Genomic DNA, 18,265 nt, shown 5'->3' with positions numbered 1-18,265 from the left:
CGTGAGGACACCATGTACAAGATCTTTTTCAGTCTCGTCTTCAAGCGCATGGACCCCGAGAGGGCCCACTACCTGGCCTTCCGCTGGATCCGACTCGCGGTCCGCATCCCCGTACTGCGCACCTTCGTCGCGGCCGCCCTCGCGCCCCGCCACAAGGAGCTGCGCACCGAGGCCTTCGGACTGCGCATGCACGGCCCCTTCGGGCTCGCCGCCGGCTTCGACAAGAACGCCGTGGCCATCGACGGCATGTCGATGCTGGGCTTCGACCACGTCGAGATCGGCACGGTCACCGGTGAGGCGCAGCCCGGCAACGCCAAGAAGCGGCTGTTCCGGCTCGTCGCGGACCGTGCGCTGATCAACCGGATGGGCTTCAACAACGACGGCTCGCTCGCCGTCGCGGCCCGTCTGGCCACACGCGAGCCCGTCTTCAGGACCGTCGTCGGCGTCAACATCGGCAAGACCAAGGTCGTCCCGGAGGCGGAGGCCGTCGGCGACTACGTGAAGTCGGCCGAGCGCCTCGCGCCGTACGCCGACTACCTGGTCGTGAACGTCTCCTCGCCGAACACGCCGGGCCTGCGCAACCTGCAGGCCACCGAGGCGCTGCGCCCGCTGCTCACCGCGGTCCGCGAGGCCGCGGACCGTACGGTGGCCAACCGGCGTGTTCCGCTCCTGGTGAAGATCGCCCCGGACCTCGCCGACGAGGACATCGACGCGGTCGCCGACCTCGCCGTGGAGCTGGGTCTGGACGGCATCATCGCCACCAACACCACCATCGCGCGCGAGGGCCTCGGCCTGAATTCCGCACCCTCGCTGGTGAAGGAGACGGGCGGACTCTCCGGCGCGCCGCTGAAGGCACGCTCCCTGGAGGTCCTGCGGCGCCTGTACGCCCGCGTGGGCGACCGGATCACCCTGGTGGGCGTCGGCGGCATCGAGACCGCCGAGGACGCCTGGCAGCGCATCCTGGCCGGTGCCACGCTGGTCCAGGGGTACAGCGCCTTCATCTACGAGGGCCCCTTCTGGTGCCGTGCCGTCCACAAGGGTCTCGCCGCCCGCCTGCGTACCAGCCCGTACGCCACCCTCGCCGACGCGGTCGGCGCCGACGTGAGGAAGCCCGCATGACCTCGTTCGAGCCCTTCGGTGCCCGTCTGCGCCGCGCGATGGACGAGCGCGGCCCGCTCTGCGTCGGCATCGACCCGCACGCCTCCCTGCTCGCCGAGTGGGGCCTGAACGACGACGTGGCCGGTCTGGAGCGGTTCAGCCGCACGGTCGTCGAGGCGGTGGCCGACCGGGTCGCCGTCATGAAGCCGCAGAGCGCCTTCTTCGAGCGCTTCGGCTCGCGCGGCGTCGCCGTCCTGGAGACGGTGGTCCAGGAGGCCCGTGCGGCCGGCACCCTGGTCGTGATGGACGCCAAGCGCGGCGACATCGGCTCCACCATGGCCGGGTACGCCGAGGCCTTCCTGCACAAGGACGCCCCGCTGTTCTCCGACGCCCTGACGGTCTCGCCCTACCTCGGCTACGGCTCCCTCAGCCCAGCCGTCGCGCTGGCCCGGGAGAGCGGTGCCGGACTCTTCGTCCTGGCCCTCACCTCGAACCCGGAGGGGCCGGAGGTCCAGCACGCGGTCCGCGCCGACGGGCGCACCGTGGGCGCGACCATGCTGGCCCACCTCGCCGCCGAGAACGCGGGCGAGGAGCCGCTGGGCTCCTTCGGCGCGGTCGTCGGCGCCACGGTGGGCGACCTGTCCTCCTACGACCTCGACATCAACGGCCCGCTCCTCGCGCCCGGTGTCGGCGCTCAGGGGGCGACGGCGGCCGACCTTCCCGAGGTCTTCGGGCCTGCGGTGCGCAACGTCGTCCCGAACGTCAGCCGGGGTGTGCTGCGGCACGGTCCCGACGTCGGGGCGCTGCGCTCGGCCACGGAGCGCTTCGCGGAGGAGATCAGGGCCGCTGTCGGCGCCGGCTGAGGTCTCCGCCGGGCGTTCCCATGGACGGCACCAGGGCGACTTGAGTGTGAATACATCCTCAAATCGAGGGCATTATGTCTGAAATGTCCGGCCTGGCGGCGGCTGACCAGTACTTTTCCGCTGTTCTCGCTGACTCTGGCGGACTTGCCCGCTAGTCTCCGAGCAGTGGGGACACCTCCCACGCCCTCAAGGCAGTGGGGGGAGAACGGGCAGCGTGTTGCTCGTGGCTCCCCAGGTGTGGGGCGACTAGGTTCCTCACCGGTCCGTATCCGACAGTTCGACATCCGAGGTGACGTAGGCGTGGCTCTTCCGCCCCTTACCCCTGAACAGCGCGCAGCCGCGCTCGAAAAGGCCGCCGCGGCTCGCCGGGAGCGGGCCGAGGTCAAGAATCGACTCAAGCACTCCGGCGCCTCCCTTCACGAGGTCATCAAGCAGGGCCAGGAGAACGACGTCATCGGCAAGATGAAGGTCTCCGCCCTGCTCGAGTCCCTGCCGGGCGTGGGCAAGGTCCGCGCCAAGCAGATCATGGAGCGTCTGGGCATCTCCGAGAGCCGCCGTGTGCGCGGTCTCGGTTCGAACCAGATCGCTTCCCTGGAGCGTGAGTTCGGCAGCACCGGTTCCTGAGTCCGGCTTCTGCCGGACCGGGCGTCCCGGGCACCCCGGGATTGCTGGAATAATCGCTGCATGAGTGAACGTCCGCGGCTGACCGTGCTCTCCGGCCCTTCGGGGGTCGGCAAGAGCACGGTCGTCGCCCATATGCGCAAGGAACACCCGGAGGTCTGGCTCTCGGTGTCGGCCACCACCCGCAAGCCGCGCCCCGGCGAGCGGCACGGGGTCCACTACTTCTTCGTCACCGACGATGAGATGGACAAGCTGATCGCCAACGGCGAGCTGCTGGAGTGGGCCGAATTCGCCGGCAACCGCTACGGCACGCCCCGCGCGGCCGTGCTGGAGCGGCTGGAGAACGGCGAGCCCGTGCTGCTGGAGATCGACCTCCAGGGCGCCAGGCAGGTCCGTGACTCGATGGCCGACGCCCAGCTGGTGTTCCTGGCTCCGCCCTCCTGGGAGGAGCTGGTGCGCAGGCTCACCGGCCGGGGGACCGAGTCTCCCGAGGTCATCGAGCGCCGCCTGGCGGCGGCCAGGACCGAGCTGGCGGCCGAGCCGGAGTTCGACGTGACCTTGGTCAACACCTCCGTCGAGGACGTGGCGAGCGAGCTGCTAGCCTTGATGGACGTTGTGTGATCGTGACTGCCGTCCACCAGCAGGTGCCGGCCGGTCGCACCGACTGAATCTTTCCCATCCATCGGAAGGTAGAGCGTGTCCTCTTCCATCACCGCGCCCGAGGGCATCATCAACCCGCCGATCGACGAGCTCCTCGAGGCCACCGACTCGAAGTACAGCCTCGTGATCTACGCGGCCAAGCGTGCCCGCCAGATCAACGCGTACTACTCGCAGCTCGGTGAGGGTCTCCTCGAGTACGTCGGTCCGCTCGTCGACACCCACGTCCACGAGAAGCCGCTCTCGATCGCACTGCGCGAGATCAACGCGGGTCTGCTGACCTCCGAGGCCATCGAGGGCCCGGCTCAGTAGTAATTTCAGATCGCAGTTGACTTGTTCCACAGGCCCGGCAGTGCTGCTGCCGGGCCTGTGGTCTGCCGGGGGTGCGAGGGGGTCGTCCCCCGCACTGATGCAGCATGGTCTCGTAGGGTTCCGAGCCGGGGAGAGACGACGGTGGACAAGCCGAAGGTCGTACTGGGGGTCAGCGGCGGCATCGCCGCGTACAAGGCCTGTGAGCTGCTGAGAAGGTTCACGGAATCGGGTCACGACGTGCGCGTGGTGCCGACCGCCTCCGCACTGCACTTCGTCGGGGCAGCCACCTGGTCCGCACTGTCCGGCAACCCGGTCTCCACCGAGGTCTGGGACGACGTCGACGAGGTTCCGCACGTCCGTATCGGTCAGCACGCCGACCTGGTGGTGGTGGCCCCGGCGACCGCCGACATGCTCGCCAAGGCCGCCCACGGCCTCGCCGACGACCTGCTGACCAACACGCTCCTCACCGCCCGATGTCCGGTCGTCTTCGCGCCCGCGATGCACACCGAGATGTGGGAGCACCCCGCGACCCAGGAGAACGTGGCCACGCTGCGCCGCCGCGGCGCCGTGGTGGTCGAGCCCGCGGTCGGCCGCCTCACCGGTGTCGACACCGGCAAGGGGCGGCTGCCCGACCCGGCGGAGATCTTCGAGGTCTGCCGCCGGGTGCTGGCCCGCGGAGCCGGCGAGCCCGACCTCGCGGGCCGCCACGTCGTCGTCTCGGCCGGCGGCACCCGCGAGCCGCTCGACCCGGTTCGCTTCCTCGGCAACCGCTCCTCCGGCAAGCAGGGCTACGCCCTCGCCCGCACGGCGGCCGCGCGCGGCGCCCGGGTGACCCTGATCGCGGCCGACACCGGCCTGCCCGACCCGGCCGGCGTCGACGTCGTCCCGGTGGGCACCGCCGTGCAGATGCGGGAAGCGGTCCTCAAGGCCGCCGCGGACGCCGACGCCGTGGTGATGGCCGCGGCCGTCGCCGACTTCCGTCCCGCCGCCTACGCCGCCGGAAAGATCAAGAAGAAGGACGGCCAGGACCCCGACCCGATCGTCCTGGTGCGAAATCCGGACATTCTCGCCGAGATCTCGGCCGGCCGGGCCCGCCCCGGACAGGTCGTCGTCGGTTTCGCCGCGGAGACGGACGACGTCCTCGCGAACGGCCGCACCAAGCTCGCCCGCAAGGGGTGCGACCTCCTCGTCGTCAACGAGGTGGGGGAGCGCAAGACCTTCGGTTCGGAGGAGAACGAGGCCCTTGTGCTGGGCGCAGACGGCAGCGAGACCCCCGTGCCGCACGGTCCGAAGGAAGCGCTCGCGGACATCGTCTGGGACCTGGTCGTCGCCCGCCTCGGATGATCGCGTTCCGCCGTTCGGAGCCGCCTGATTCAGCCGATCGGTGTCTTCCCGCCACATGACATTCCCCACGACAATGTCGCGTGGCGGCCCTGGCCAAGCCCGCTCGGCATTGTGCAGAATGCCCGTGCCGCAGGTCACAGCGCTCCCGAGAGGCGAGACAGGTGGGCCGGCGGCCGAGTGCGACCGATAAACTGTTGTCGGACGACGCCGGGCGCAGCTCCCGCGTGGTCCGCCAATGATCAGCCAGCAGCCGCTGCAACCCCAGGGAGCGTTGTGTCCCGTCGCCTGTTCACCTCGGAGTCCGTGACCGAGGGTCACCCCGACAAGATCGCTGACCAGATCAGCGACACCATTCTCGACGCGCTTCTGCGCGAGGACCCGACCTCCCGGGTCGCGGTCGAGACCCTGATCACCACCGGCCTCGTGCATGTGGCCGGCGAGGTCACGACCAAGGCCTACGCGGACATCGCGACCCTGGTCCGCAACAAGATCCTCGAGATCGGCTACGACTCCTCGAAGAAGGGCTTCGACGGCGCTTCCTGCGGGGTGTCGGTGTCGATCGGCGCGCAGTCCCCGGACATCGCGCAGGGCGTGGACACCGCCTACGAGTCCCGGGTAGAGGGCGACGAGGACGAGCTGGACCGGCAGGGCGCGGGCGACCAGGGCCTGATGTTCGGCTACGCCTCGGACGAGACGCCGACCCTGATGCCGCTGCCGATCTTCCTGGCGCACCGTCTGTCCAAGCGTCTGTCGGAGGTCCGCAAGAACGGCACCATCCCCTACCTGCGCCCGGACGGCAAGACGCAGGTCACCATCGAGTACGACGGTGACAAGGCGGTGCGTCTGGACACGGTGGTCGTCTCCTCGCAGCATGCGTCGGACATCGACCTGGAGTCGCTGCTGGCCCCGGACATCCGCGAGTTCGTGGTGGAGCCGGAGCTGAAGGCGCTGCTGGAGGACGGCATCAAGCTGGACACCGAGGGCTACCGCCTGCTGGTCAACCCGACCGGCCGCTTCGAGATCGGCGGCCCGATGGGTGACGCGGGTCTGACCGGCCGCAAGATCATCATCGACACGTACGGCGGCATGGCCCGCCACGGCGGTGGTGCCTTCTCGGGCAAGGACCCGTCCAAGGTGGACCGTTCGGCCGCCTACGCGATGCGCTGGGTGGCGAAGAACGTGGTGGCGGCGGGCCTGGCCTCCCGTTGCGAGGTCCAGGTCGCCTACGCGATCGGCAAGGCGGAGCCGGTCGGTCTGTTCGTGGAGACCTTCGGCACCGCCAAGATCGAGGCCGAGAAGATCGAGAAGGCGATCGACGAGGTCTTCGACCTCCGCCCGGCCGCCATCATCCGCGACCTCGACCTGCTGCGCCCGATCTACTCCCAGACTGCGGCGTACGGCCACTTCGGCCGCGAGCTGCCCGACTTCACCTGGGAGCGCACGGACCGCGTGGAGGCCCTGCGCAAGGCCGTCGGGCTGTAAGCCCGCACAGCTCTCTCGCCGAGGCCCGGTCTCCCTTCGGGGGCCGGGCCTCGGCGTGTGCGCCGTCAGCCGGCGGGGGCCAGCCGGATCCGGCGCAGCACCCGGTCGATCTCCACGATCCTGACCGCCAGCTCCTGCCCCTCGCGCACGGCCTGTCCGTCCAGGTCCGACTCGTGGACCAGACCCTCCGCGGCCTCGCCGACCCGGACGAAGACGCCGAAGGGGATCACCTTGGTGACCGGTCCGGTCACGACGTCCCCCGTGCTCGCGGCGAGTGTGTCCCAGGGGTCTTCCCGGAGGGCCTTCAGCGAGACGACCACTTCCCCCTGGTAGGTGTCGATGATGACCACTTCGCCGGTGACCCGCTGTCCGGGCCGGACCACCTCCTCCGGGTGATCGATGCGCGACCAGGTCAGGTCGGGGACGCGGATGAAGCCCGTCCCCGGGTAGGCGGGGTGCCCGGGTTCCCCGTCCAGCCGGACGAAGACCCCGAAGTTGTGCACGGCGGCCACCGTGCCCGTGACGATCTCCCCGCGCTGCCTACCGCGCAGATACCGGTACAGAGCCTCGTCCTCGCACGCCTTGGCGGAGAGCGTGACCTGGCCGCTCCGCTCGTCGACGCCGAACACTTCGGCGGTGATCCGCTGCCCGACCGACACCAGCTCCCCGGGGTCCTCGAACGCGGTCCACGAGAGGAGATGCCGAGGGATTCTTCCGGTCGGCGCCCGCGGATCGTCCCCGTCGAGCCGTACGAGCACATCACCCCGCTCGCCGAAGCCGGCCACCGTGCCGGTCCCGACCTCCCCGTCGGGCCGGGCCGCGAGGCGTTCACGGAGCTGTTCGAGCGGGTCGGGAGCGGGTTCGGCCATGGCCGCGAGCCTAGGCGCGGCCGTCCGTTGTCGGTGCCGTTTGGTAAGAATGCAAGGGTGAGCAGCGAGAACGGGTCGGGGGACGGCACAGGCGCAGGGGCGCCGCCGGAGCAGCTCGCGTTCATCCGGGAGAGCGTGCGGGGGGCCCAGGTGCCCCGTGCCAAGCCGCGGACGTGGCGGGGGGCGGCACTGGCCAAGGAGCTGCCCGTCGCGCGGGTGCTCGTGGACAAGGGCGTGCTGCATCTCGACCGGTACTTCGACTACGCCGTGCCGGAGGAGCTGGACGCCGAGGCACAGCCCGGGGTGCGGGTGCGGGTGCGGTTCGGGGCCGGCCGGCACCGGGTGCGCGAGGGGCGTCGCGAGGGCGGCGGGCTCATCGACGGGTTCCTCATCGAGAGGCTGGCCGAGTCCGAGTACTCCGGGCCGCTGGCCGCCCTCGCCCAGGTCGTGTCGCCCGAGCCCGTGCTGGGCGAAGAGCTGCTGGGACTCGCGCGGGCCGTCGCCGACCGGTATGCGGGAAGTCTCGCCGACGTGCTCCAGCTGGCCGTGCCGCCGCGCAGCGCGCGGGCCGAGCAGCGGCCGTCACCCGCGCCGCTGCCCCCGCCCGCCGCGCCCGGCACCGGGTCGTGGGCGCGGTACGAGCACGGGGCTGCCTTTCTGGAGTCGCTGGCCGCCGGGGGAGCGCCGAGGGCGGTGTGGAACGCGCTGCCGGGTCCGCTGTGGAGCGAGGAGCTGGCCCGGGCCGTCGCCGCGACGCTCGCCTCGGGACGCGGCGCGCTGGTCGTCGTACCGGACGGCCGGGCCGCCTCGCGGGTCGACGCCGCACTGACGGCGCTGCTCGGCGAGGGCCGGCACGCGCTGCTCACCGCCGACGCCGGGCCCGAGAAGCGGTACGCGCAGTGGCTCGCGGTGCGGCGCGGGAGCGTGCGGGCCGTGGTCGGGACACGGGCGGCCATGTTCGCGCCCGTGCGGGATCTGGGGCTCGTCGCCATCTGGGACGACGGGGACGACAGCCACAGCGAGCTGCATGCTCCCCAGCCGCACGCGAGAGATGTGCTGCTGCTGCGGGCGGCGCTGGACAAGTGCGCCTTCCTGCTCGGCGGTTGGAGCTGCACCGTCGAAGCCGCGCAGCTGGTGGAGAGCGGCTGGGCGCGGCCGCTGGTCGCCGGACGGGAGCAGGTACGGCGGGCCGCGCCCCTGGTGCGGACCGTCGGGGACGACGATCTCGCACGCGACGAGGCCGCCCGCGCCGCCCGGCTGCCCACCCTGGCCTGGCAGGCGGTCCGGGAGGGGCTGCGGCACGGACCGGTGCTGGTCCAGGTGCCCCGGCGGGGGTACGTGCCGCGCATGGCGTGTGCCCAGTGCCGGGCACCCGCCCGTTGCCGGCACTGTTCCGGGCCGCTGGAGGCGCAGGAGGCGGGGCCGCTGCGGTGCGGCTGGTGCGGGCGCGAGGAGGCGGCCTGGCACTGCCCCGAGTGCGGTGGCTTCCGGCTGCGCGCCCAGGTGGTCGGGGCGCGGCGGACCGCCGAGGAGCTGGGGCGGGCCTTTCCCGCTGTACCGGTGCGTACGTCGGGGCGTGAGCATGTGCTGGACACAGTGCCGGGCACCCCGGCGCTGGTCGTGAGCACGCCGGGAGCCGAGCCGGTCGCCGAGGGCGGTTACGCGGCCGCCCTGCTGCTCGACGGCTGGGCCATGCTCGGGCGGCCCGACCTGCGGGCCGGCGAGGACGCGCTGCGCCGGTGGATCGCCGCCGGGGCGCTCGTACGGCCGCAGGGGGAGCGGGGGACCGTCGTCGTCGTGGCCGAGCCGACCCTGCGGCCCGTGCAGGCGCTGGTGCGGTGGGATCCCGTGGGGCATGCGGTGCGGGAGCTGGCGGAGCGGGCCGAACTGGGGTTCCCGCCGGTGTCCCGGATGGCGGCCGTGTCGGGCCCGGCAGAGGCTGTCGCCGAGTTCCTGCGTGCGGTCGAACTGCCTTCGGACGCCGAGGTGTTGGGGCCGGTTCCGGTACCGCCCACGCTCCCCGGGCGCCAGCGCAGGCCGGGGGCGCCGCCGCCCGGTGAGCACTGGGAGCGGGCGCTGGTGCGGGTGCCGCCGGGGAGCGGGTCCGCGCTGGCCGCCGCTCTGAAGACGGCTCAGGCCGCGCGGATGGCGCGGGGCGGCGGCGAAGCGGTGCGGGTGCGGATCGATCCGCCGGACATCGGGTGACCGTGCCGACGCAGGCGCTGCGGCCCGGCATGCGGCTGCCCTCCCGGAGGTCGTCGCCCGGGAGGGCGGGGTGAGGGCGTTCGCCGTCGGGTCAGCCGTTGCGCGGGCCGGGGAAGGCCGTCGGCCTGGCGTCGTCGCGCAGCGTCGGGCTGCCCGCGGTCGGCTGGGTCGGCATGGAGCGGGCCGCGGGCACCGTTGGCACCGTGGGCAGGCCGGGCAGGCCGGGCAGGCCGGCGCTCACGTCGAGCGTGCGGGTGCCGGACGGCTCTGTCGACCGCTCGGTCTCGGCCGCCGCCTGGGTCGCGGTGCGGCGGGCGCCGTAACGGCGGTGCACCGCCTGCTTGGTGACTCCGAGCGCGGAGCCCACCGCGTCCCAGGAGAAGCCGAGTGAGCGGTCGAAGTCCACGGCGGCCGTGACCAGGGTTTCGACGCTGTCCCGAAGTTCCTGGGCGAGTCGGACCGTCGGGGCGGGGGCACGTCCGTAGACGACGAAGCCCGTGGAAGGGCCGGAGCGGCGCGGGCGGTAGACGTTGCCCAACTGGGCGGTCAGCGTGCGCAGTGCGTCCACCTGGCGGCGGACCCGCTCGATGTCCCGCACCAGCAAGTGCAGGCTGGCCCGGGCCTGGGCGTCGTGGGTTGCGTGGTCGGCCATGAACAAGCCTCTCGAACCGGCGTTGAAAGGAATCGGGCCTCCAAAGTGGCCCGAGTGGTCAACTCTTTCTTGACCAACGCGTTTGCGCTCCGCTGGTCACGGGGTGGGGGCGTACGGGCATATGCGTACGCCGGTCTCCCACTCACGCACCCCCGTGTCCGGCGGGCGCAGTGGCTGGGCAACCTGTGGGGCGCCGGGCGGCGGCGGGTTTCCGTCCTGCGGCCGGCAGCTCCTCGTCGTGGACGTCGTCATAGACTTGTGCGTTGCCCGTCCGACCCCGCCCGAGAGGCCCCAACCCACCCATGAAGCTCGTCTTCGCCGGTACCCCCGAGGTCGCAGTTCCCGCTCTGGACGCTCTCATCGCCTCCGGGCGGCACGAGGTGGCCGCCGTCGTCACGCGGCCCGACGCGCCGGCCGGGCGGGGGCGCAGGCTGGTCGCGTCGCCCGTGGCCGAACGGGCGGAAGAGGCCGGCATCGAGGTGCTGAAGCCGGTCAGGCCCCGGGACCCGGAGTTCCTGGAGCGCCTGAAGGAGATCGGCCCGGACTGCTGCCCCGTCGTCGCCTACGGCGCCCTGCTGCCCAAGGTGGCGCTGGACGTCCCGGCGCAGGGCTGGGTCAACCTGCACTTCTCGCTGCTGCCCGCCTGGCGCGGGGCGGCCCCGGTGCAGCACTCCATCATGGCGGGCGACGAGATCACGGGCGCCTCCACCTTCCTCATCGAGGAGGGGCTCGACTCGGGTCCGGTGTACGGCACCGTCACCGAGGAGATCCGGGTCACCGACACCAGCGGGGACCTGCTCACCCGGCTCGCGTTCGCGGGCGCCGGGCTGCTCGCCGCGACCATGGACGGCATCGAGGACGGCACGCTGAAGGCCGTGCCGCAGCCGGGGGAGGGCATCACCCTCGCGCCGAAGATCACCGTCGAGGACGCCCAGGTGGACTGGGCCACGCCCGCGCTGCGGGTCGACCGGGTGGTGCGCGGCTGCACGCCGGCGCCCGGCGCCTGGAGCACCTTCCGCGCCGAGCGGCTCAAGCTCATCCAGGTGACGCCGGTGCCCGAGCGCACCGACCTCGCCCCGGGGCAGCTCGCGGTCGGCAAGAACAGCGTGCACGTGGGCACCGGTTCGTACGCCGTCGAGCTGCTGTGGGTGCAGGCGCAGGGCAAGAAGCCGATGCGGGCCGCCGACTGGGCGCGCGGGGTGCGCATCGCCGAGGGCGAGCGGCTCGGGAGCTGAGGCCCGCGCACCTGAGCCGGGGCCCCGGAAGGCGGGGGTGGCGGTGTCCCGACGTACGCTGGAACCGCACCCCCTTCTTCACATCCGGAGCACCTTTTTCGTGAGCGAGCAGTCCCGGCGGCCGCACCGGCCCGCAAAGCCCTACCGTCGCCCCCAGAAGGACCCCGTCCGCATCCTCGCCTTCGAGGCGCTGCGCGCGGTGGACGAGCGGGACGCCTATGCCAACCTCGTGCTGCCGCCGCTGCTGCGCAAGGCACGGGACAAGGGCGACTTCGACGCGCGGGACGCCGCCCTCGCCACCGAGCTGGTGTACGGGACGCTGCGCCGGCAGGGGACGTACGACGCCGTCATCTCCGCGTGTGTGGACCGGCCGCTCAGGGAGGTCGACCCGCCGGTGCTCGACGTGCTGAGCCTCGGTGTCCACCAGTTGCTCGGTACGCGGATCCCCACGCACGCGGCCGTGTCCGCCTCCGTGGAGCTGGCGCGTGTGGTGCTCGGGGACGGGCGGGCCAAGTTCGTCAACGCCGTGCTGCGCAAGGTCGCGCAGCACGACCTGGACGGGTGGCTGGAGAAGGTCGCGCCGCCCTATGACAAGGATCCCGAGGACCACCTCGCCGTGGTGCACTCGCACCCCCGCTGGGTCGTCTCCGCGCTGTGGGACTCCCTCGGCGGCGGGCGGGCCGGGATCGAGGACCTGCTGGAGGCCGACAACGAGCGGCCCGAGGTGACCCTGGTGGCGCGGCCCGGCCGGGCCACCACCGAGGAGCTGCTCCGCGAGGACGCCGCCGTGCCGGGGCGCTGGTCGCCGTACGCCGTGCGGCTCGCCGAGGGCGGTGAACCGGGTGCCGTCGAGGCCGTGCGCGACGGACGCGCCGGTGTGCAGGACGAGGGCAGTCAGTTGGTCGCCCTCGCGCTGGCCAACGCCCCCGTCGACGGTCCCGACGAGAAGTGGCTCGACGGCTGCGCCGGTCCCGGTGGCAAGGCCGCGCTGCTGGCCGCCCTCGCCGCCGAACGCGGGGCCACGCTGCTCGCCTCCGAGAAGCAGCCGCACCGGGCGGGCCTGGTGGCGAAGGCCCTGCACGGCAACCCGGGGCCGTACCAGGTCATCGCCGCCGACGGGACCCGGCCGCCGTGGCGGCCCGGCACCTTCGACCGTGTCCTGATGGACGTGCCGTGCACCGGGCTCGGCGCCCTGCGGCGGCGCCCCGAGGCCCGGTGGCGGCGCCGCCCCGAGGACCTGGACAACTTCGCACCGCTCCAGCGCGCCCTGCTGCGCACCGCGCTGGACTCGGTGCGCGTCGGCGGGGTGGTCGGCTACGCCACCTGCTCGCCGCACCTCGCCGAGACCCGGGTCGTCGTCTCCGACATGCTCAAGCAGTACCCGCAGGCCGAGCTGATCGACGCCCGGCCGCTGCTGCCCGGCGTTCCCGCGCTCGGCGACGGGCCGGACGTGCAGCTGTGGCCGCACATGCACGGCACCGACGCCATGTACCTGGCGCTCATCCGGCGCACCGGCTGACGGCACCGGCGGCCGCCGCCGGGAGGTGCGGTCGGCCGCCCCCGCTTACGCTCGGGATGTCCCGACACGGTGGGGTCGCCATGGTCCTCGATCTGCTGCTGATCGCCCTTGCCATCACGCTCGACCCGCTGCCGCTCACCGCGTTCGTCCTGGTGGTGGCTTCGGCGAAGGGTGTGTGGAAGGGACTCGTCTTCATCCTGAGCTGGCTGGCGTGCCTGGTCGCGGTGATCGCCCTCGTCCTGGCCCTGACCGGTGGACACCCTCCGGCACCGAGATCGGCGCCGTCGACGGCCGCGCTCGCGGCGAAGCTGGCGATCGGGGTGGGGCTCGTCGTCTACGGCGAACACCGACGCCGCCGGATGGTCGCCGAACGCGGCCACGGGCATCCCCCGGAACAGCCGAGTCTGACGTCCGAGATCGACCGCACCACGGTGTGGACCTCGGCCGTCCTGGCCGTGCTGCTGCAGCCCTGGGGAATGGTCGCCGCCGCAGCGACGACGGTCGTCTCCGCGGACCTGTCCCACTCGGTCACCTGGCTCGTCCTGTTCGGATTCTGTCTGCTCGCCACGGCGAGTCTGCTGGCCATCGAGCTGTACGTGGTGTTCGTGCCGGAGAAGGCCAAACCCCGGCTGCTCCGGCTGCGTGCCTGGATGAAGGGACACCAGCAGCAGGCGATCGTGATCCTCTGTCTGGGCCTCGGGCTCTGGCTCACCGGGAAGAGCATCTACCAGCTCACCGCGTGAAACACGCTCGCGGGCCGGTTGTCCACAGGCACCGGCGGACGGTCCTGTAAGTGTGATGAACGGTCTCGCCTGTGGACCGGCGCGAACATCAGTGCCCCGGACATGGCAGGCTTGGGTCATGGCCGCGCAGATCAACCCCAGCATCCTGTCCGCCGACTTCGCCCGCCTCGCGGACGAGGCGAAGGCGGTCGGGGGAGCCGACTGGCTCCACGTCGACGTGATGGACAACCATTTCGTCCCCAACCTCACGCTCGGCGTGCCGGTCGTGGAGTCCCTGGCCCGTGCGACGGACACCCCGCTGGACTGCCACCTGATGATCGAGAACCCCGACCGCTGGGCGCCCCAGTACGTCGAGGCAGGTGCCTCGTCCGTAACCTTCCACGTGGAGGCGGCGGCCGCCCCCGTGCGGCTCGCCCGGGAGATCCGTGCCAAGGGCGCCCGTGCCTCCATGGCGCTGAAGCCCGCCACGCCGATCGAGCCGTACGAGGACCTCCTCCCGGAGCTCGACATGCTGCTGATCATGACGGTCGAGCCGGGCTTCGGCGGCCAGGCCTTCCTCGACATCATGCTGCCCAAGATCCGCCGCACCCGTGAGCTGATCGGCAAACACGGCCTCCAGCTGTGGCTGCAGGTCGACGGCGGCGTGTCGGCCTCCACGATCGAGCGGTGCGCGGACGCGGGGGCCGACGTCTTCGTCGCCGGATCGGCGGTCTACGGGGCCGCGGACCCGGCAGAGGCGGTGCGGGCGCTGCGCGCCCAGGCGGATTCCGCGACCGCCAAGGCCTCCTGGGCATGCGACCACTGAGCCACGGCTACGTGAACGGTTAAGTGCTCGGCGCCCTTCGGGGCATATCAGTTCCGCCGAATCTGCAAGGATGAACGGCGAATCCAGAGTGTGAACAGCAGTGAGGAGATCGCCGTGTCGGGTATGTCGGCGGGCCGGTCAGCCATGCGGATGGGACCCGCTGAGCTGGTGCAGGCGGCGGCCATGGCCCGCCGCTTCTACCTCGAGGGCAAGTCCAAGATCCAGATCGCGGAGGAGTTCGGCGTCAGCCGCTTCAAAGTGGCCCGGGTCCTGGAGACCGCCCTCGAACGGGATCTCGTACGCATCGAGATCCGCGTGCCGGCCGAACTGGACGCCGAGCGCTCCGACGCGCTCCGTGCCCGGTACGGCCTGAGGCACGCCGTCGTGGTCGAGTCCCCGGCCGAGGCCGAGGAGACCCCCGACCCCGAGAACCTCGGCGAGGTCGCCGCCGACCTGCTCGGCGAGCTCGTCAACGAAGGGGACGTGCTGGGGCTGGCCTGGGGCCGGTCCACCATCCACATGGCGGCGGCGCTCGACCGGCTGCCGCCGTGCACGGTGGTGCAGCTGACGGGCGTGTACGACGCCGGGACGTCCGAGCGCGGCTCGGTCGAGGCGGTGCGGCGTGCCGCGCAGGTCTCGGGCGGTGACGCGCACCCCATCTACGCGCCGATGCTGCTGCCGGACGCGGCCACCGCGGCCGCGCTGCGCAACCAGACCGGGATCGCCCGGGCCTACGAGTACTTCGACAAGGTCACGGTCGCCTGCGTCTCCATCGGCTCCTGGGAGCCGGGCATCTCGACGGTGCACGACATGCTCAGCGACGAGGAGCGCGCGCACTACGCCTCGCTCGGTGTCGCCGCCGAGATGGCCGCGCACCTCTTCGACTCCGAGGGCCGCCGGGTCGGACGGGACCTGGGGGAGCGGTGCATCACGGTCAAGGCCGACCAGCTCCGCCGTATCCCCGAGGTCGTGGCGATCGCCGGCGGGCAGCGCAAGGCCTCCGCGATCGACGCGGTGCTGCGCTCCGGGCTGGTCACCAGCCTGGTGACGGACACCTCGGCCGCCGACTACCTGATGACGGCGGGACCGACGCCGAAGCCCGCGCTCAGCCGCGCGGACCCGGACGGGGTCTGACGGCGGGTCGTGGCGACGCCGTTACGGGACGGCCGTGGCAGCATCCTCGGCATGCTGCTGCGGTTCGTCCCCCCGCCGTACTCCCGGCGCGCTCCCCGCGCGCTCGCCGGGCTGCTGGTCTGTCTCTCCGTGCTGCTGCCCGTCCTGCTGACGGGCTGCTCGCCGGGCACGCGCAGCCCGACGGCCTCGGGCGCCTCGGCTCCCGCGTGGGCCCGGGGCATGGGCACCGTCCAGGAGGCCCGGCTGCCGGCCGAGGCCCGGCAGACCCTCGCCCTCATCGACAAGGGCGGACCCTTCCCGTACGCCAGGGACGGTGTCGTCTTCGGGAACCTCGAGGGGCTGCTGCCCCGGCACCGGCGCGGCTACTACCACGAGTACACGGTGCGCACGCCCGGCTCGCACGACCGCGGGGCGCGGCGCATCGTCACCGGGCAGGGCGGGGAGATCTACTACACCGATGATCACTACAACTCGTTCCGGGCGGTGCTGAGATGAGCGAAGACCTGGCGGGCCGGCTCACGGTCACCCTCGACCTCGGGGGTGTCACGGACAAGGCGGGCCTGATGGACCGCACGGCCCGGGCCCTGGCCCTGCCCGACTGGTTCGGCCGCAACTGGGACGCCCTGGCGGACTCCCTCTCCGACCACACCGTCTGGCCCGAGGGCGCCGTCGAGCAGGGACTCCTGGTCGTCGTACGGGAGTGGCGGCCCTACGCCGAGGCGAACCCGGGCGAGTGGCGGACCGCGCAGGACGTGTTCGCCGAGGCGGTGGACCGCACCCCCGCGCTCGCCGTCGTCCTGGCTCTTGGAGGATCCTCCTAGACCCCTCCCGACCAGCCTGGATGTTCTGTGGGGGCGTGCGGGGCCCCCGTCATGGGAGAATGAAGTACGTGCTCTTTTCCCCCTGGCGCACCCGTCGGGGGGTCACCTCTGATCGACTGGGATGTGCGGCACGTGCGTTTCCTCAATGACCTCAAGCCCGCGTACGACCTGACGTACGACGACGTGTTCATGGTGCCCAGCCGCTCCGCGGTGGGCTCGCGTCAGGGCGTGGACCTCGCCGCGCCCGACGGCACCGGCACCACCATCCCGCTCGTCGTCGCCAACATGACCGCGATCGCCGGCCGCCGCATGGCCGAGACGGTCGCCCGGCGCGGCGGCCTCGTGGTCATCCCGCAGGACATCCCGATCGACGTGGTCACCGACGTCATCACCTGGGTGAAGAGCCGCCACCTGGTGCTGGACACCCCGATCGTGCTGGCTCCGCACCAGACCGTCGCCGACGCCCTGGCCCTGCTGCCCAAGCGGGCGCACAACGCCGGTGTGGTCGTCGACGAGAACCACCGGCCCGTCGGTGTCGTCACCGACGCGGACCTGAGCGGCGTGGACCGCTTCACCCAGCTCGAAGTGGTCATGTCCAAGGACCTGTTGCTCCTCGACGCGGACATCGACCCGCACGAGGCCTTCAACACCCTGGACGCGCACAACCGCCGCTACGCCCCGGCCGTCGACAAGGACGGCAGGCTCGCCGGCATCCTGACCCGCAAGGGCGCCCTGCGCGCCACGCTGTACTCGCCGGCCACCGACGCCGAGGGCAAGCTGCGCATCGCCGCCGCCGTCGGCATCAACGGCGACTTCGCGGCCAAGGCCAAGCAGCTGCTCGACGCGGGCGTGGACACGCTCGTCATCGACACGGCGCACGGCCACCAGGAGTCGATGATCAGCGCGATCAAGCAGGTGCGCGCCCTCGACCCGCAGGTGCCGATCGTCGCGGGCAACATCGTCTCCGCCGAGGGCGTCAAGGACCTGGTCGACGCGGGTGCGGACATCATCAAGGTCGGTGTCGGCCCGGGCGCCATGTGCACCACCCGCATGATGACCGGCGTCGGCCGCCCGCAGTTCTCGGCCGTCCTGGAGTGTGCCGCCGAGGCGAAGAAGTACGGCAAGCACGTGTGGGCCGACGGCGGTGTCCGGCACCCGCGCGACGTGGCCATGGCCCTCGCGGCAGGCGCGTCCAACGTGATGGTCGGCTCCTGGTTCGCGGGCACCTACGAGTCCCCGGGCGACCTCCAGCAGGACGCGGGCGGCCGCCTGTACAAGGAGTCGTTCGGCATGGCATCCGCGCGCGCGGTGAGCAACCGTACGTCCGAGGAGTCGTCCTACGACCGTGCCCGCAAGGCGCTGTTCGAGGAGGGCATCTCCACCTCCCGGATGTTCCTCGACCCGGCCCGACCGGGCGTCGAGGACCTGATCGACTCGATCATCGCGGGCGTCCGCTCCTCCTGCACCTACGCGGGTGCCGGCTCCCTGGAGGAGTTCGCCGAGAAGGCCATCGTCGGCATCCAGAGCGCCGCCGGCTACGCCGAGGGCAAGCCGCTGCACGCCAGCTGGAGCTGACCCCGATACCTTCCCCGCGGCCCCCGTCGTTCCCCTCCAGGGAACGGCGGGGGCCGTCTGCGTGCCCGCGGTCAGGGGGCCGGAAGAGGGTGCGCCGTGGGGCCGGTGAGGTGCCTGTGCAACGGTCCACAGCCCACGCGCAACGATTTGTCATACCGGCCCGATGAACGCAATGATCATGCGGGGATGCGCAAGGTTGCTGCATTACGCCCGTTAAGGCCCGCCTCATAGGGTGCTGCGCTGTACGTGGTGTGGCGGGGACTCCGCTCGGTGGGTTCCTGCCCTGCAGGCCCCTGCCGGTCCCCGCCCGTCCTGACCGGCATCGAACAA

Annotated in this window: 18 protein-coding genes; 16 read left to right on the top strand and 2 right to left on the bottom strand. The window is 72.1% G+C overall.

The genetic code is table 11. The features are described 5' to 3' along the window. Positions 1-12: 12 nt before the first annotated feature. The 7 genes from AC07DS_RS36060 to metK all read left to right on the top strand — a co-directional run bounded on the left by AC07DS_RS36060 (position 13) and on the right by metK (position 6,377). A complete protein-coding gene (locus AC07DS_RS36060) occupies positions 13-1,119 on the top strand; it encodes a quinone-dependent dihydroorotate dehydrogenase (protein ID WP_479152286.1) in 1,107 nt (368 codons plus the stop codon). Further along, positions 1,116-1,961 carry an orotidine-5'-phosphate decarboxylase gene (pyrF, locus tag AC07DS_RS36055; protein WP_145881098.1) on the top strand — a complete coding sequence of 282 codons (846 nt, stop codon included), beginning with the start codon at positions 1,116-1,118 and terminating at the stop codon, positions 1,959-1,961. Before AC07DS_RS36060 ends, pyrF begins: the two co-directional genes overlap by 4 nt. A gap of 300 nt (positions 1,962-2,261) precedes the next feature. Beyond that, positions 2,262-2,585 (top strand): integration host factor, encoded by a 324-nt coding sequence (locus AC07DS_RS36050; RefSeq protein ID WP_003977346.1) that lies wholly within the window; start codon positions 2,262-2,264, stop codon positions 2,583-2,585. A 60-nt stretch (positions 2,586-2,645) separates the two neighbouring features. After that, on the top strand, positions 2,646-3,203 hold the full coding sequence (gene gmk, locus AC07DS_RS36045; protein WP_145881096.1) for a guanylate kinase: 558 nt from the start codon (positions 2,646-2,648) through the stop codon (positions 3,201-3,203). A gap of 75 nt (positions 3,204-3,278) precedes the next feature. Next, a complete protein-coding gene (rpoZ, locus tag AC07DS_RS36040) occupies positions 3,279-3,551 on the top strand; it encodes a DNA-directed RNA polymerase subunit omega (protein ID WP_005319902.1) in 273 nt (90 codons plus the stop codon). A gap of 141 nt (positions 3,552-3,692) precedes the next feature. After that, positions 3,693-4,895 carry a bifunctional phosphopantothenoylcysteine decarboxylase/phosphopantothenate--cysteine ligase CoaBC gene (coaBC, locus tag AC07DS_RS36035; RefSeq protein ID WP_479152281.1) on the top strand — a complete coding sequence of 401 codons (1,203 nt, stop codon included), beginning with the start codon at positions 3,693-3,695 and terminating at the stop codon, positions 4,893-4,895. Between the two features lie 273 nt (positions 4,896-5,168). After that, positions 5,169-6,377, top strand: coding sequence for a methionine adenosyltransferase (gene metK / locus AC07DS_RS36030; RefSeq protein WP_479152279.1), 1,209 nt, complete (start codon positions 5,169-5,171; stop codon positions 6,375-6,377). A gap of 65 nt (positions 6,378-6,442) precedes the next feature. Here metK and AC07DS_RS36025 read toward each other — a convergent pair whose 3' ends face one another. Next, a complete protein-coding gene (locus AC07DS_RS36025) occupies positions 6,443-7,246 on the bottom strand; it encodes a S1 RNA-binding domain-containing protein (protein WP_479152276.1) in 804 nt (267 codons plus the stop codon). 57 nt (positions 7,247-7,303) lie between these two features. On the opposite strand from AC07DS_RS36025, the gene AC07DS_RS36020 reads away from it, so the two are divergent. After that, positions 7,304-9,451 carry a primosomal protein N' gene (locus AC07DS_RS36020; protein ID WP_479152274.1) on the top strand — a complete coding sequence of 716 codons (2,148 nt, stop codon included), beginning with the start codon at positions 7,304-7,306 and terminating at the stop codon, positions 9,449-9,451. Between the two features lie 91 nt (positions 9,452-9,542). Here AC07DS_RS36020 and AC07DS_RS36015 read toward each other — a convergent pair whose 3' ends face one another. After that, on the bottom strand, positions 9,543-10,103 hold the full coding sequence (locus AC07DS_RS36015) for a hypothetical protein (RefSeq protein ID WP_479152271.1): 561 nt from the start codon (positions 10,101-10,103) through the stop codon (positions 9,543-9,545). 302 nt (positions 10,104-10,405) lie between these two features. Between AC07DS_RS36015 and fmt the strand changes: the two genes are divergently transcribed. From fmt to AC07DS_RS35975, 8 genes are all read left to right on the top strand, one after another. Then, positions 10,406-11,338 carry a methionyl-tRNA formyltransferase gene (gene fmt / locus AC07DS_RS36010; protein WP_479152268.1) on the top strand — a complete coding sequence of 311 codons (933 nt, stop codon included), beginning with the start codon at positions 10,406-10,408 and terminating at the stop codon, positions 11,336-11,338. Between the two features lie 100 nt (positions 11,339-11,438). Then, positions 11,439-12,857, top strand: a complete 1,419-nt coding sequence (locus tag AC07DS_RS36005; protein ID WP_479152267.1) for an RsmB/NOP family class I SAM-dependent RNA methyltransferase — start codon at positions 11,439-11,441, stop codon at positions 12,855-12,857. Between the two features lie 80 nt (positions 12,858-12,937). Then, positions 12,938-13,600, top strand: coding sequence for a GAP family protein (locus AC07DS_RS36000; RefSeq protein ID WP_479152316.1), 663 nt, complete (start codon positions 12,938-12,940; stop codon positions 13,598-13,600). Positions 13,601-13,718: 118 nt separating this feature from the next. Then, a complete protein-coding gene (gene rpe / locus AC07DS_RS35995; RefSeq protein WP_479152266.1) occupies positions 13,719-14,405 on the top strand; it encodes a ribulose-phosphate 3-epimerase in 687 nt (228 codons plus the stop codon). A gap of 90 nt (positions 14,406-14,495) precedes the next feature. Then, positions 14,496-15,539: a sugar-binding transcriptional regulator gene (locus tag AC07DS_RS35990; protein ID WP_479152264.1), complete on the top strand. Its 1,044-nt coding sequence runs from the start codon at positions 14,496-14,498 to the stop codon at positions 15,537-15,539. A 51-nt stretch (positions 15,540-15,590) separates the two neighbouring features. After that, the gene (locus AC07DS_RS35985; RefSeq protein WP_479152314.1) at positions 15,591-16,034 is read left to right on the top strand and encodes a guanyl-specific ribonuclease; all 444 of its coding nucleotides are present in this window, start codon (positions 15,591-15,593) and stop codon (positions 16,032-16,034) included. After that, positions 16,031-16,360 (top strand): barstar family protein, encoded by a 330-nt coding sequence (locus tag AC07DS_RS35980; protein WP_479152263.1) that lies wholly within the window; start codon positions 16,031-16,033, stop codon positions 16,358-16,360. Before AC07DS_RS35985 ends, AC07DS_RS35980 begins: the two co-directional genes overlap by 4 nt. A gap of 132 nt (positions 16,361-16,492) precedes the next feature. Then, the gene (locus tag AC07DS_RS35975) at positions 16,493-17,935 is read left to right on the top strand and encodes a GuaB1 family IMP dehydrogenase-related protein (protein ID WP_479152262.1); all 1,443 of its coding nucleotides are present in this window, start codon (positions 16,493-16,495) and stop codon (positions 17,933-17,935) included. Positions 17,936-18,265: the final 330 nt, after the last annotated feature.

It is taken from the genome of Streptomyces sp. NPDC044064, from assembly GCF_056434245.1.
This window is presented reverse-complemented; position numbering and strand designations above follow the sequence as displayed.